The following is a 13,695-nucleotide window of genomic DNA, read 5'->3' as shown; positions in this document are numbered from 1 at the left end:
GTACCGGTTCGATTCCGGTCCTCGGCACCAAAGATTTTTGCAAAGCAAAATATCTTTCCATTTGCAATAGCAAATTGACTTATTATAGCGCGCCCGTAGCTCAATTGGATAGAGCGTCTGACTACGGATCAGAAGGTTATGGGTTCGACTCCTTTCGGGCGCGCCATATATCGGGAAGTAGCTCAGCTTGGTAGAGCACTTGGTTTGGGACCAAGGGGTCGCAGGTTCGAATCCTGTCTTCCCGACCATTCCAAAAATCACGGGGCCTTAGCTCAGCTGGGAGAGCGCCTGCCTTGCACGCAGGAGGTCAGCGGTTCGATCCCGCTAGGCTCCACTTTGATTATTTATAACTTTTGGAGGAATACCCAAGTCTGGCTGAAGGGATCGGTCTTGAAAACCGACAGGGGTGTCAAAGCCCGCGGGGGTTCGAATCCCTCTTCCTCCTCCATTTAATTTAAATATATTATTTTACTATCGCGGGGTGGAGCAACGAGCATTTGCTTCATGAAAATCTGCGAGTTGTACTGATCGATCTGCTTCTTGTATATGCTTCCTGAGATCAGGACAGTCTTAAATTATGGTGAAGAATTAAGTTTTATCAATTTTATTATCGCGGGGTGGAGCAGTCTGGTAGCTCGTCGGGCTCATAACCCGAAGGTCGCAGGTTCAAATCCTGTCCCCGCAACCAATTAAGTATAGTTATTTTCAGCTAAATGTAAAAAAGCTGGTCCCGTGGTGTAGCGGTTAACATGCCTGCCTGTCACGCAGGAGATCGCCGGTTCGATCCCGGTCGGGACCGCCATTTAATCATAGATTTTAATATTCTCCTTTTTGAGAATTTGCGGAGGGGTAGCGAAGTGGCTAAACGCGGCGGACTGTAAATCCGCTCCTTCGGGTTCGGCAGTTCGAATCTGCCCCCCTCCACCATGTTTAAAAACTGTTATATTCTATGCTACTAAGGATAGGATTGGACAGATTTTTTTATGTGAAGGTAATAATACTAAGTATACATTTGTACTGATTTGAGTTAAGGTAAGACCTACGTTATACATAAGGCATTACATATCCTCAATTAGTATAAAGGAATGTCGAAATAATTCCGTTTAATTTTCTTCTGAAATTAACCACAATTATTTCTGCGATGTAGGTTCATGTAGCGTACTCGAAGGAGATTGCCATGAAGCTAATTCATTGGGCTATAGCCAAGCGGTAAGGCAACGGACTTTGACTCCGTCATGCGTTGGTTCAAATCCAGCTAGCCCAGCCAATTTTAAAATATTAGTTTAAGTTCCTCTTTAATTTTAGTTGCGGGTGTAGTTTAATGGTAAAACCTCAGCCTTCCAAGCTGATGTCGTGAGTTCGATTCTCATCACCCGCTCCAGGTTTATAAAAACGGGCCTATAGCTCAGCTGGTTAGAGCGCACGCCTGATAAGCGTGAGGTCGATGGTTCGAGTCCATTTAGGCCCACCATTAATTTTTCCGCAGTAGCTCAGTGGTAGAGCATTCGGCTGTTAACCGAACGGTCGTAGGTTCGAGTCCTACCTGCGGAGCCATACATAAATCATGCGCCTTTAGCTCAGCTGGATAGAGCATACGCCTTCTAAGCGTACGGTCAGAGGTTCGAATCCTCTAAGGCGCGTTACAGTAAAAAGGACATCCTTGATTGGATGTCTTTTTTTTATTGATAGATTTTCTAGTAGTTAATACTTAGATACAAGTATGTTACGAGTGTCTAAAATTTTTTGACTTATTAATTGAAGAATGAGTCAGAAAGAGCAGTTATTCACGGAATAATCCGAAATTTGGATATTGATAAGAGATGTACTATTATCTAATATAGAATAGTTAAATCGAAAGAGTAAGTATTCTAGGATACTTCCTTCCATTCTTTAATATCTTCTCTTCTACAATTTCTTTAACATCCAATCCAAGGTCAGATCATAACATCAATGAGTAGATTAAGACATCCGCGATTTCTTCACGGATGTTTTTTTTGTTTGTTTTAAGTGCTTCCTCGCTATTGATCCATTGAAAGTCTTCTAGTAGCTCTGCTGCTTCAATAGAAATAGAGTGGCAAGGTCTTTTGGATTATGGTATTGCCTCCAGTTTCGTTCAATATACGATTTCTTGTATTTAAGTTCCCGACTTTGTTTTTTTCATTAATGAAGGTTGTTGGTTAATGAACTCTTTTTACATTTTCTTATGAAGGAATTAAAGTAGAGTAAAAAAAGGTAGAGGGGAAGCAAAATAAGTGTACCCATTGGAAGATGTTACTTATATTGTTTTATTAACTCATATCGTAACTATGATTATTGGTTTAGAGCGCTGTTTTGTAGACACTAAGAAAATCTTAAGAATTGAATAAAGTGGATATTAAGATTTTATTGATATCATTCTCTTAGTAGGATTTAAAAGAGGTGATATCGAGTGTCAAAAATCAAATTGAGGAGGAACTTTCATGAACATCTTAGTTTGTGATGATGATAAAGAAATTGTAGATGCTATAGGTATTTATTTAGAAAATGAGGGCTATGAAATATTTAAAGCTTTTAATGGAATAGAAGCTATAGAAATGATTAGAGATCATGAGATTCACCTTATTATTATGGATATTATGATGCCTAAGATGGATGGGATCAGAGCTATCAAGAAGATTAGAGAAGAAAATAATATACCTTTGATCTTCCTTTCTGCAAAAACTGAGGATTCGGATAAAATCTTGGGATTAAACTTTGGAGCAGATGATTATATAACCAAGCCATTTAACCCCTTAGAACTAATAGCAAGAGTTAAGTCACAACTGAGAAGATATATTGCATTAGGAAGCCTTGAAACTAAGAGTAATATATATAGAACAGGTGGACTTATGATCGATGATGACAGTAAAACAATCACAGTAGATGGTGAAGATGTTCATCTTACACCAGTGCAATATAAGATACTAAAGCTACTGACTGAATACGCTGGAAAAGTATTCTCCATCGAGGAAATCTATGAGAAAGTATGGAATGAAACGGCCCATAGTCCGGAAAATACGGTTTCCGTTCATATAAGGAAAATCAGAGAAAAAATTGAAATTAATCCTAAAGAACCAAAATATTTGAAAGTGGTATGGGGAGTTGGATATAAAGTTGAAAAAATATAGCCATTTATTCATAACGAAAATCGTTGTTTTTATAATTGCGATCATCTGTGTAATAGGTGTTATGCAAGCAGTCGTAGAAGTGGAGGTTGAAAATGATGCTGAATTTAGTAACGCAATGGAGGATCATTATTTTCAAAGCTGGTCATATGTAAAGGAAAGTGGAGAACTCGTCAAGAACCTCACAATGCTTATAGAGGAATATAAGAATGAAAATCATATTTTAAGTGGTGTAACGATTGATGAGGATGAATGGATCAGAGAAAAAGAAAACTTATTTTCAGATTATCGTCACCGTTCTAGTAGTTACAATCCACAGTTAAGTGAAGAGAAAAACTATGAAACGTTTACACAAGAGTATGCTGACGAAATTAAGCAGTTAAAGGATAAGATGATTAAGGATGATTTAAAAGAATATCATTTGCATTTGCAAAATCTAGAAGAGTCTGAGGGACAATTGTATTATGCTAGTGATGGCATTAATGTGTTCACAAACACTACGATAACAGAAAGGAAGCAGTTTGAAACCTACCCTTCTTATTTAATATTTGAGGATTATAAGCAAGAGTTTTTTCCAAAGGAAATAAAAGAAAATGATAATTTATATCGGTTAACACAACATCTAGATCAAATAGATCCAGAAAATAAAGCTATATATGTTGCTTTTGAGACAGCTTATTTAAACTCTGAAATAAAAGAATGGCAGGAAAACAAAGTAATTGCTACAAAAAACCTCTATAAATTAGCATGGTTTTTAGGAGGATTTATTCTTTCATTTTGCTATCTAGTACTTGTAATAGGAAGAAAATCATTTAATGATCAAGAGTTACACTATCACACATTCAATAAACTATACAATGATATAAATATAGCGATATGTTTAGTTCTTATACCGATTTGGGCTGTATTGATAGAAGAGGCATCTGAAAAAATTGATGTATTTCTTATACCAATAACGGTTCCGATTACCACAGTCTTACTCATACTGTTACTGTCACTCGTGAAGCATTTGAAAAGTAAAACATTTTTCAAGCATACATTGATCTTTAGTCTAATCTATAAGTTAGTTACATTTGTTGGAGAAGTATATAGAAGCGGTGGTGTCGGCATAAAAACGATTCTAATCGTAATCGGTTACCCGATGTTGATTGCTTTGACGTTCTTTATGTTCCCGGTAACTATAGGGATAGCAGCCTGGTTTGCTTTTAAAAAGGTCAAGTCCTTTAAAGCATTACAGGATGGGGTAGAAATAATAAAGGATGGAAATCTTGATCATCGGATCGAAGTGAGTGGAAAAGGAGAGTTTGGAAGACTTGCATCCAATATTAACGGCATCACTGATGGGTTGAAAAAATCAGTTGATCGTGAACTCAAAAGTGAGCGGTTAAAAACAGAACTGATCACCAATGTATCACATGATATTAGAACCCCTTTAACTTCTATTATCACTTATGTTGATCTATTAAAGAATGAAAAAGACTCATCAAAGTTTGAAGAATTTATTGAAGTACTTGAGCAAAAATCAAAAAGGCTAAAAATATTAACAGATGATTTATTTGAAGCGACAAAAGCTTCAAGTGGAAATATTCCAGTTACCTATGAGAAAATTGATATTACATCATTAATAACCCAGGGGCTTGGAGAAGTTAATGATGATATACAGAAGCTGGAACTAGATTTTAAGTTGAATTATCCAAAGAATAAGGTTTATATTTTAGCAGATGGAAAATTATTGTGGAGGTCCATTGAGAACTTATTATCCAATATATTTAAATATGCAGCAGAAGGCTCAAGGGTATATATAGATATCGAGGATTTAGATAACGAAATACTTGTCACCTTCAAAAATATTTCAGCAACGGAGTTAAATATCTCGGCAGATGAATTAATGGAACGTTTCAAACGAGGAGATGAATCCAGAACTAGCCAAGGGAGTGGATTAGGTCTATCAATTGCGAAAGACCTCGTTGAAATCCAAAAGGGTAGATTTAACATTCACGTTGACGGAGATTTATTTAAGGCTATTATCTCTTTACCTAAATATAAGAGTAATAATGAGTAATTGGTTAAGGTAAGAGGGACGAAGGGGAAATTTTGTCCTGCTACTCTATAAATCATATTTGATTGTATAATTGAATTTATTAATTGCTGGCACATCATAGACCTGTCCCTATGTCCCTCCTATTTTAAATTTCAAGACATATTAATTCTTTAAAAAGTGCACGTTAATAATAACCCTACTTGTTATAAATATATAAAAGAATTACCAATCCTATTTGATTAGTAATTCTTTTATATTAAATATCTAGTTATTGATTTTATCACTTTCTTGCATCTTTCTAACATTGTCTGAGTGGTAAGGAGAACTAGTAACTTCACTAACCACACTAAATGGATTACCGTCTAAGTCAAAGAAGTCAAAGAATTTCATGCCATCAAAATCACCGATTTCGGAAGTAACAATGCCATTGTCTTTAAAATGTTGCTGGGCTGTCTCAATATTATCAACAACAAAATTAAAATAGCTATTTTTCTGGTCACCAGTGGTAGTGAACTCTTTAGGCTGTGGGGACTCAACTTTTACTAAGGCTAATTGAGTTGACCCAGTTGGTAAATAAAAGCCAGTACCATCTTCCCATCTATCAATTACTTTTGCACGAAGAAACTGTACATACCATTCTGTGGATTTTTCAATGTCTGTAACTGGAATAAATATGCTTCCGACTTTAAAAAAATGAGATCCCTCCTTAATTATAACGTTTATATAGTGTTAAAGTTACACTTACATTTATTTATAGATAAACAGGCGACATAAATACTGCTTAAAGTTTAGGGAAGGATTATCTAAAGCAAAATTAAACATTTCCAATACAAACCCCAATTTCATGAAATTAACATTCCAACCTATTTGATAAAAAGCACTTAACCATGGTATAAGTGTAAAAGAAGCAAGAACATATTGCTTTTTAATTTTGGGACAAGGGGTTGATCTTGTTTCCCATATTGAGAGGATTTGAATTTGAAGATGAAAGAGAATTTTTGGCGTGAGTTACCACGACCTTTCTTTATACTGGCACCAATGGAAGAAGTGACGGATGTGGTTTTTCGTCATGTAGTGAGTGAGGCAGCTAGACCTGATGTGTTTTTTACGGAGTTTACGAATTCGGAGAGTTATTGTCACCCGGAGGGAAACAAAAGTGTGCGCGGGCGTTTGACTTTTACAGAGGATGAACAACCGATTGTCGCTCATATATGGGGAGATAAGCCTGATAATTTTAGGCAAATGAGTATTGGGATGGCGGAGCTTGGGTTTAAAGGATTGGATATCAATATGGGCTGTCCTGTACCTAATGTGACGCAAAACGGAAAGGGAAGTGGCCTGATCCTCCGTCCAGAAGTCGCAGCAGAATTAATACAAGCCGCAAAAGCAGGAGGATTGCCTGTAAGTGTAAAGACAAGGCTTGGATTTAAGGAGCTAGACGAATGGCGCGACTGGCTGACACACATATTGAAGCAAGACATTGCGAATCTTTCCATTCATCTGCGTACAAGAGCAGAAATGAGCAAAGTAGATGCTCATTGGGAGCTAATCCCGGAAATTAAGAAGCTTCGTGATGAGGTTGCACCAGATACACTTTTGACGATCAATGGGGATATTCTTGACCGCCAAACTGGCTTAAAGCTTGCTCATCAATACGGAATTGATGGTGTGATGATTGGGCGTGGTATTTTCCATAATCCATTTGCCTTTGAAAAGGAGCCGAAAGAACATACTAGTAAGGAATTGCTAGATCTCTTAAGGTTGCATATGGATCTCCATGATAAATATTCAAATTTAGAGCTACGTAAGTTCACTGCTCTTCATCGCTTTTTTAAGATCTATGTTAAAGGGTTTCGCGGAGCAGGTGAATTGAGAAACCAATTAATGAACACAAAGTCAACAGATGAAGTGCGAGCATTGCTCGATCAGTTTGAATCTGAGAATTTTGATGGAGTGGTGGAACAATAGAAGTCGACTAAGAGCAACAAAGCTTACGAAAAAGACTAAAAAAATAGAGACCTTGATTAATTACGGTTTCGCTATAGCAATCATTAAAAGGTGACCATCAAAAAGTATCCTGTTTTGATGGTCATTTTGCGTTATGCAGAGTTACATATTAATAAATTTCTCCCACGAATATTCCTTTAAATAACATCCACTTATATCACTCCTTAGGAAAAATAACCCATGCTACTCGTTGGATAATATAGGAAAAAGGTGGTACAATGATAGTGATATAGAGTTATAGTGTTAAGGGGAAAAGTGGGTGGAATTTGTGTCAAGGGAAAAAGTAATGTTAGTGGAAGATGATTGTGATATCAGAGAAATTTTACAATTATATCTACAAAGGGAAGGTTATACGATCATTCATGCTGAAGATGGTACAACCGCATTACGATTATTGAAAGAACAAAAACCTGACCTAATTATATTAGATGTTGTGCTTCCGGGAATGGACGGATTTGAAGTTTGTCAGTTAATACGTCAACAGACTACTGTTCCGATTCTTTTTTTAAGTTCAAAAGAGGATGAAATTGATAAAATTCTAGGTCATAAAATTGGTGGGGATGACTACATCACAAAGCCTTTCAGTCCAGCACTTGTAACAGTAAAAGTCCAAGGTCACCTTCGACGTCACCGAACTATTGCAAACCAATCCAGCGCCTTACTGGGAAAGGAGAAGGAAATCATTGAATTTCCTGGTCTATGTATCGATAAAGTAAGCTGTGTTGTTAAGGCGAATGGGGCAACCGTACAACTATCTGCAAAAGAATATCAACTTATTTGTCTATTAGCTGAGAATCCTGACCGCGTATTTAGTGTAAAGGATCTCTTCGAACTGATTTGGGGAGAAGAAAGTCTAGGTGATAATCGAACAGTTATGGTCCATATAAGTAATTTGCGCAAAAAAGTTGAACCAGTACCTGAAAAACCTATGTATATCGTAACAGTCAGAGGTATTGGGTATAAGTTTATTGGTTTTCGAGAGTGAATCTCTTATCATTAAAAAAATCTCGGATTTCTTTAATGGACAAACCATTGTTCTTAGCTTCTAAGATTAACTTTGCCCATTCTTTATCTAGCGTTTGATTAGAATCAATACTCTGTAATAGACTACTTTTTTCCATTCTTCAACCTCCAAGGGTGATACATACTTATATTGTAGGTGATGAAGATAAAAGTACGTATAAGAGTTGTTAAAGATTAGTTAAAGAAAATTGAAAATTCCTAAAAGGGTGACAATATTGAGGAGAATACCTGAATTAACAGACTATAAAATAGTCGAAGTAGAAGTTGAAAATCGTACATCGATCCTATATAAAGGATATTTCATTAAAGATAACAGGTTCATTTTACTAAAAGCAGTAAAACAGCCGAATCCTACTCTTCATGAGATGGCCGCTACTATCCATGAATTTCATATAACTAAAATGTTGGATATGGAAGAGATCATCAAACCGATAAAAATAGAAACTCATTTAAATGAGCCATTTATCGTAATGGAGTATTTTTCAGGTGAAACCTTAAGGACACTGCTTTCAGATAAAAAATTAGATCTTTCGGAATTCCTTTCAATTGCCTTGAAATTATCAACTGCTCTCATAAATCTACATAAACAGGAAGTCATTCATAAAAATATAAATCCTGATAATATTCTTATAAACAGAAGAACTGGCCAACTAAAGATTACAGGATTTTATTATGCTACGAAATTAAAAAAAGAAAGCCAACGTAAAAGTGTAACCCCATATGAACTTGAAGGGCAACTAGCTTATATCTCTCCTGAGCAAACAGGTAGAATGAATCGGTCTGTTGACTATCGGGCAGATCTATATTCACTTGGTGTTGTACTTTATGAAATGGTTACTGGTCTACTGCCATTCACAAACCAAGAACCCATTGAATTATTACACGCACATCTTGCAAAAACACCTCCGAATCCAACAAGTGAAAATTCAAAAATCCCTAGTGTAATTTCCGATCTTATTATGAAGCTTTTATCAAAAATACCAGAAGACCGATATAAAAGTGCATTTGGGTTAAGGGAAGATTTAAAAAACTGTCAGGACCAACTTCAGATATTTGGAAAGATTGATCTTTTCCAATTAGGACAAGATGATCCTATTTCGACCTTTGAACCCGGAAGTAAGTTGTATGGTAGAGACGTAGAAAAAGAAAAATTACTTAAGGCATTTGAACGGGTGAGTACTGGTAAATCAGAATTAGTGTTGATCAAAGGGCATTCTGGTATTGGGAAAACAGCACTTGTTAATGAAATTCAAACCCCGTTAGTCAAAGAAAAAGGTTATTATATATCGGGAAAGTTTGATTTGCTTCAAAGGCAAAAGCCGTATTCACCAATTATTCAAGCGTTTAAATCATTAATTAGACAGATATTGACTGAAGGAGACGAACGTGTTCAAGACTGGAAAGCGACTATTGAAAGGGAGCTGTCGGACCAAATATCTGTTATTTCATCAATTATACCAGAGTTAAATTGGGTAGTAGAGAATCGTTCAACGGGTGAAGAGTTATCAAATGGTGATGCTCATTTGCGATTTCATTTGATCTTCCAGATGTTTGTAAATGTATTTTCGACAAAGGATCATCCATTGGTTTTATTTCTTGATGATCTCCAATGGGCAGATACCGCGTCGCTAGAGTTGATTGAGTATTTACTCACACATAGTGATAGTCATTACTTTTTATTAATAGGAGCTTATCGTGATAATGAAATAACTTTGGAGCATCCATTTGTTCAAACCATTAAAAATCTAAAAAAAGAGAATATATCAATTATAGAAATTGCATTAAATCCATTAGAGGAAAAGACGATTATTCAGTGGGTTGAAGAAACAGTAATGGACGAAGGGAGTGAAATTAACCAATTAGCGTCTTTGATGTACAGGATTACCCAAGGAAATCCCTTCTTTATAAAGCAGTTGTTACAATCTTTTTACTATGATGGTACGATCTTCTTTCAGGAGGATGTAGGAGCATGGAAAATTGAATTTGAGAAAATTAAAATGACCTTGGAACAAGAGACGATTGTTGATTTGATGATTAAAAAGGTACAAAAACTTCCATATAATACTCAAAGCATATTAAAGATAGCTTCATGTATTGGAAATGAATTTGATTTGCGGACATTATCCATTATTTGTGAACAGGAAATTACATTAACCGCAAAAGATTTATGGGAAGCTCTAGATGTGGGCCTACTTTTACCAGAGGACTCAATCTACAAATGGATTTATCATGATGCACCCAAACAATTAACTGAAAGCCATCCACCGACCTATCGGTTTTGCCATGATAGAGTTCAACAAGCTGTTTATTCTGTCATGACAAAAGAGGAGAAGGAAGAAGTACACCTTAGGATAGGTAGACTACTCGTGAAATCGGGGATGATTGATAATCATTTGTTTGAAACTGTAAATCATTTGAATATTTGTAGAAGTTATTTAAATGAGGAGGAATGGGTCCCTTTAGTTGAATGGAATGTGATAGCGGGTGAACAGGCTAAGGCATCTGCCGCATTTAAGGAATCACTGGACTATTTTCAAACGGCATATGAGATGTTTGGAGCTAAATGGGACACAAATTATGAGTTAACGAAACGACTAATGACAGGTCTTGGGGAATGTCAGTATTTAAATAGTATGTTTGAAGATGCAGACCTTACATTTGATCAAGTGTTAGAGAATATGCGGACAAATCATGAAAAATTATTAATTTATAACTTAAAGATGGTTCTATATACGCATGTTCATCGTGTAGAAGAAGCTGTAGATTCTGGAATTGCAGGATTAAGATTATTTGGATGGAATATTCATAGAAACCCATCAAAGGCAATCATTGCAAAAGAGTTGTTTCTCGCTAAAGTGGCGTTAATTGGGAAAAAGACTGATGATTTAATGGGGCTACCTCAGTTAGAGGATCAAGTACAAAGGCAATTATTGAATACGATGATCACGTTGAATTCACCAACTTTTCATGTGGACCAAAATCTTGCGACTATTTTAATGATTAGAGCATTACGGTTTACCCTTAAGCATGGTGTAACTGATATCACCTCATTGGTATTCAATAATTATGCACTCATTTTAAGTGCAGGTTTTAGTGATTTTAATAAAAGCTATGAGTTTGGAAAACTGGCTATTGAGCTTGCTGAAAGAAGTGGGAATGCTGGGTTAAAAGGGAGAGTCTATTTTGTTTACGGAAGTTTTATTAATCATTGGAAGCATCCACTTAAACAAAATTTCCACTATTTGAACCAGTCTCAACAATATTGTATTGATGCAGGAAATATTAGCCTAGCAGGAGCCAATAGCTCCTTTATCTCAGTTACCCTTTTCATGATGGGTGGATCTTTACATGAAGTGCTTGAGGGTGTGAATAGTCAACTCTCATTTATAGATAAAATCCGTTATGTGATATCAAAGGGGTTTCTAAATGAGCTTGTTCATTGGATTAAAGTTTTGCAGAACGATGACACGTGTTCAGGTTGGGAATTCGAAGAAATATCAGAAGGTGATTCTGCTAAAATCATGCATTATACAATAAGACTACAAATGTCTTATTTGTATAATGCAGAGGAATACGCAAAGCTAGTAATTAATCATTTAGAAAAACTGATCAGTAATCGATTAACACTTGTTATTATTTCTGACTATTATTATTATGATGGATTATGGGCCTCAAGGTTATATCATAAGTCACCTTCATCAATGAGAAAGTCACTTTATAAGAGACTTAAAAAGAACGCGTCTAAGCTTAGAAAGTGGGCAAAGCTTTGTCCGGAAAATTATTTACACAAATGGATGCTTTTAAAAGCAGAAATAGCAAGAATAGATGGTGATCATGCATCGGCAATACATGACTATGATACAGCTATCCAACTAGCAAGGAAGAATAATTATATTCAGGATGTAGCAGTTGTCAATGAAGCTGCGGGACAGTATTATTTTTCTAGAGGACTTGAAAGCGTAGGAAGTGCCTATTTAACAGAAGCATATCGTAGCTATAATAAGTGGGGAGCGAATGCGAAAGCTAGTAAGCTTCACAAGGAATATGAAGGCTTCATTATGAATGTTTCAGATGATAATAGATTTGGATTTGCAGCACGTCCATCTGTCTCTCAATTTGATGTTGACGCATCCTTTAAAGCAGCACAGACGATATCTAGCGAAATCATTCAGGAAAACCTCGTCCAGAAATTAATGAATATCACGATGCAAAATGCGGGAGCAGAACGGGGATTTCTACTACTTAAAAAGGATGATCAGCTAGTAGTTGCTGCAAGAGCGAACATTGATGGATCAGTTACGGAGCTATCGATGGAGACGATTGAAGGAACCAATATGTTTCCTGAAATGATTATTAATTATGTTGTGAAAAGCCGTGAAGCAATCGTACTGAATGATGCAAGTGCTGAGGGGATGTTTGTTGAGGATCCTTATGTCATAAGGAATAAAACAAAATCTATTTTATGTCTACCGGCGATATATAAGGGGAAAATAAATAGTATTTTATATTTAGAAAATAATCAAACAACGTACGCATTTACTGAAGATCGAATAAAGTTTTTGTCGTTCCTTTCAACTCAAGCTGCTATATCAATTGAAAATGCGGAGTTATATGGAAAGCTTGAAGAAAAGGTCAAAGAGCGTACGAAAGAGCTAGAATTAGTTAATTACAACTTGGAACAAATGAATGATAAGCTAGCCCAATCTGAACAAGAGCGCCGCCACTTATTATCGAATATTTCACATGACCTACGAGCACCTATCGCTTCTGTTAAAGGCTATGTTGAAGCAATATTAGATGGGTTAGTAGAAACCTCTGAGCAAAGAGAGGACTATTTAAGAAAGTGTGTGGTTCGGGTAGATGGGTTGAATGAGATGATAAATGACTTATTTGATCTTGCTCAACTTGATTCGGGACAATTCAATTTTAACTTTGATATCGTACCAGTGGATCGATTGCTTAAACGGTTATGTGAGCAGTTTGAATATGATGTAAAAAGAAAAGGTTTATTTTTCTCACTTGAGCTTGAACAAATTGGGGAGGAGAGTTATCCAATGGTTCAAGTAGATGTGAGGAGATTCAGTCAAGTTTTCTCTAATATTGTATCAAATGCAATTAGACATACGAATGCGGGAGGAATTTCAATTTCTTTGCGCATTGACAATAATCTCGGAGATGCATACATGTCAATCAAAGACAGTGGAGAGGGGATAATAGCCGAAGACATCCCTTATCTATTTGATCGTCATTTCACCAAATCAAGACATGGCAATGGATTAGGTTTAGCCATATGTAGAGAAATCATCCTATTACACGAAGGTGAAATCTGGGCTGAAAGTAAGCCTGTTGAAGGTTCAACCTTCCATATAAAACTACCAGCTTTTCAGGTTGATCCTATACTTGTTTAGAATTGCGAGTTTTTTCAAAAAGATTTAAGGAAATCAAAGCTTTATTATTCTAAAGATTTATCATAGAGAATAT

The 13,695-nt window shown here is 36.0% G+C and carries 7 protein-coding genes, 12 tRNA genes and 1 pseudogene; 17 read left to right on the top strand and 3 right to left on the bottom strand.

Translation table 11 applies throughout. The annotated features are described in order from the left end of the window. Positions 1 to 89 precede the first annotated feature (89 nt). The 12 genes from BLQ56_RS15965 (at position 90) to BLQ56_RS15910 (ending at position 1,640) form a co-directional block, all read left to right on the top strand. Positions 90 to 166 (top strand) — tRNA-Arg (locus BLQ56_RS15965). Positions 167 to 171: 5 nt separating this feature from the next. Further along, positions 172 to 248 (top strand) — tRNA-Pro (locus BLQ56_RS15960). A gap of 13 nt (positions 249 to 261) precedes the next feature. Further along, a tRNA-Ala gene (locus BLQ56_RS15955) sits at positions 262 to 334 on the top strand. A gap of 21 nt (positions 335 to 355) precedes the next feature. Then, a tRNA-Ser gene (locus BLQ56_RS15950) sits at positions 356 to 448 on the top strand. A 163-nt stretch (positions 449 to 611) separates the two neighbouring features. Then, a tRNA-Met gene (locus BLQ56_RS15945) sits at positions 612 to 688 on the top strand. Between the two features lie 38 nt (positions 689 to 726). Further along, positions 727 to 802 (top strand) — tRNA-Asp (locus BLQ56_RS15940). A gap of 41 nt (positions 803 to 843) precedes the next feature. After that, a tRNA-Tyr gene (locus tag BLQ56_RS15935) sits at positions 844 to 927 on the top strand. 265 nt (positions 928 to 1,192) lie between these two features. Beyond that, positions 1,193 to 1,267, top strand: a tRNA-Gln gene (locus tag BLQ56_RS15930). Between the two features lie 40 nt (positions 1,268 to 1,307). After that, positions 1,308 to 1,381: transfer RNA gene (locus tag BLQ56_RS15925), tRNA-Gly, on the top strand. Positions 1,382 to 1,394: 13 nt separating this feature from the next. Then, positions 1,395 to 1,471 (top strand) — tRNA-Ile (locus tag BLQ56_RS15920). A gap of 8 nt (positions 1,472 to 1,479) precedes the next feature. Continuing rightward, positions 1,480 to 1,554: transfer RNA gene (locus BLQ56_RS15915), tRNA-Asn, on the top strand. A 12-nt stretch (positions 1,555 to 1,566) separates the two neighbouring features. Then, positions 1,567 to 1,640, top strand: a tRNA-Arg gene (locus BLQ56_RS15910). 206 nt (positions 1,641 to 1,846) lie between these two features. Here the strand turns inward: BLQ56_RS15910 and BLQ56_RS15905 are convergent. Then, a pseudogene (locus tag BLQ56_RS15905) lies at positions 1,847 to 2,118 on the bottom strand (nucleotide pyrophosphohydrolase). A 341-nt stretch (positions 2,119 to 2,459) separates the two neighbouring features. Here BLQ56_RS15905 and BLQ56_RS15900 point away from each other — a divergent pair. Then, complete coding sequence (locus BLQ56_RS15900; RefSeq protein WP_090856447.1) at positions 2,460 to 3,146, top strand: response regulator transcription factor; 687 nt, start codon at positions 2,460 to 2,462, stop codon at positions 3,144 to 3,146. After that, positions 3,133 to 5,205 (top strand): HAMP domain-containing sensor histidine kinase, encoded by a 2,073-nt coding sequence (locus BLQ56_RS15895; protein WP_204381086.1) that lies wholly within the window; start codon positions 3,133 to 3,135, stop codon positions 5,203 to 5,205. The genes BLQ56_RS15900 and BLQ56_RS15895 overlap by 14 nt, the downstream gene beginning before the upstream one ends. A gap of 243 nt (positions 5,206 to 5,448) precedes the next feature. Here BLQ56_RS15895 and BLQ56_RS15890 read toward each other — a convergent pair whose 3' ends face one another. After that, entirely contained in the window at positions 5,449 to 5,859 is a 411-nt protein-coding gene (locus BLQ56_RS15890; RefSeq protein WP_274380242.1) for a VOC family protein, read from the bottom strand. 309 nt (positions 5,860 to 6,168) lie between these two features. Between BLQ56_RS15890 and BLQ56_RS15885 the strand changes: the two genes are divergently transcribed. Together BLQ56_RS15885 and BLQ56_RS15880 are read left to right on the top strand one after the other, a co-directional pair. After that, a complete protein-coding gene (locus tag BLQ56_RS15885) occupies positions 6,169 to 7,152 on the top strand; it encodes a tRNA dihydrouridine synthase (protein ID WP_090856497.1) in 984 nt (327 codons plus the stop codon). 298 nt (positions 7,153 to 7,450) lie between these two features. Further along, positions 7,451 to 8,176 (top strand): response regulator transcription factor, encoded by a 726-nt coding sequence (locus BLQ56_RS15880; RefSeq protein ID WP_338011856.1) that lies wholly within the window; start codon positions 7,451 to 7,453, stop codon positions 8,174 to 8,176. Here the strand turns inward: BLQ56_RS15880 and BLQ56_RS15875 are convergent. Next, a complete protein-coding gene (locus BLQ56_RS15875; protein ID WP_090856439.1) occupies positions 8,157 to 8,312 on the bottom strand; it encodes an anti-repressor SinI family protein in 156 nt (51 codons plus the stop codon). The genes BLQ56_RS15880 and BLQ56_RS15875 overlap by 20 nt on opposite strands. A gap of 117 nt (positions 8,313 to 8,429) precedes the next feature. On the opposite strand from BLQ56_RS15875, the gene BLQ56_RS15870 reads away from it, so the two are divergent. Then, on the top strand, positions 8,430 to 13,622 hold the full coding sequence (locus BLQ56_RS15870; RefSeq protein WP_175490333.1) for an ATP-binding sensor histidine kinase: 5,193 nt from the start codon (positions 8,430 to 8,432) through the stop codon (positions 13,620 to 13,622). The last annotated feature ends 73 nt before the right edge of the window (positions 13,623 to 13,695 follow it).

It is taken from the genome of Litchfieldia salsa, from assembly GCF_900104555.1.
Taxonomy (GTDB): Bacteria; Bacillota; Bacilli; order Bacillales; family Bacillaceae_L; genus Litchfieldia; species Litchfieldia salsa.
This window is presented reverse-complemented; position numbering and strand designations above follow the sequence as displayed.

Bases quoted from the DNA above. Each gene is read 5' to 3' on its own strand.
- BLQ56_RS15900 (WP_090856447.1), top strand. From the start codon at position 2,460: ATGAACATCTTAGTTTGTGATGATGATAAAGAAATTGTAGATGCTATA.
- BLQ56_RS15885 (WP_090856497.1), top strand. From the start codon at position 6,169: ATGAAAGAGAATTTTTGGCGTGAGTTACCACGACCTTTCTTTATACTG.
- BLQ56_RS15875 (WP_090856439.1), bottom strand. From the start codon at position 8,312: ATGGAAAAAAGTAGTCTATTACAGAGTATTGATTCTAATCAAACGCTA.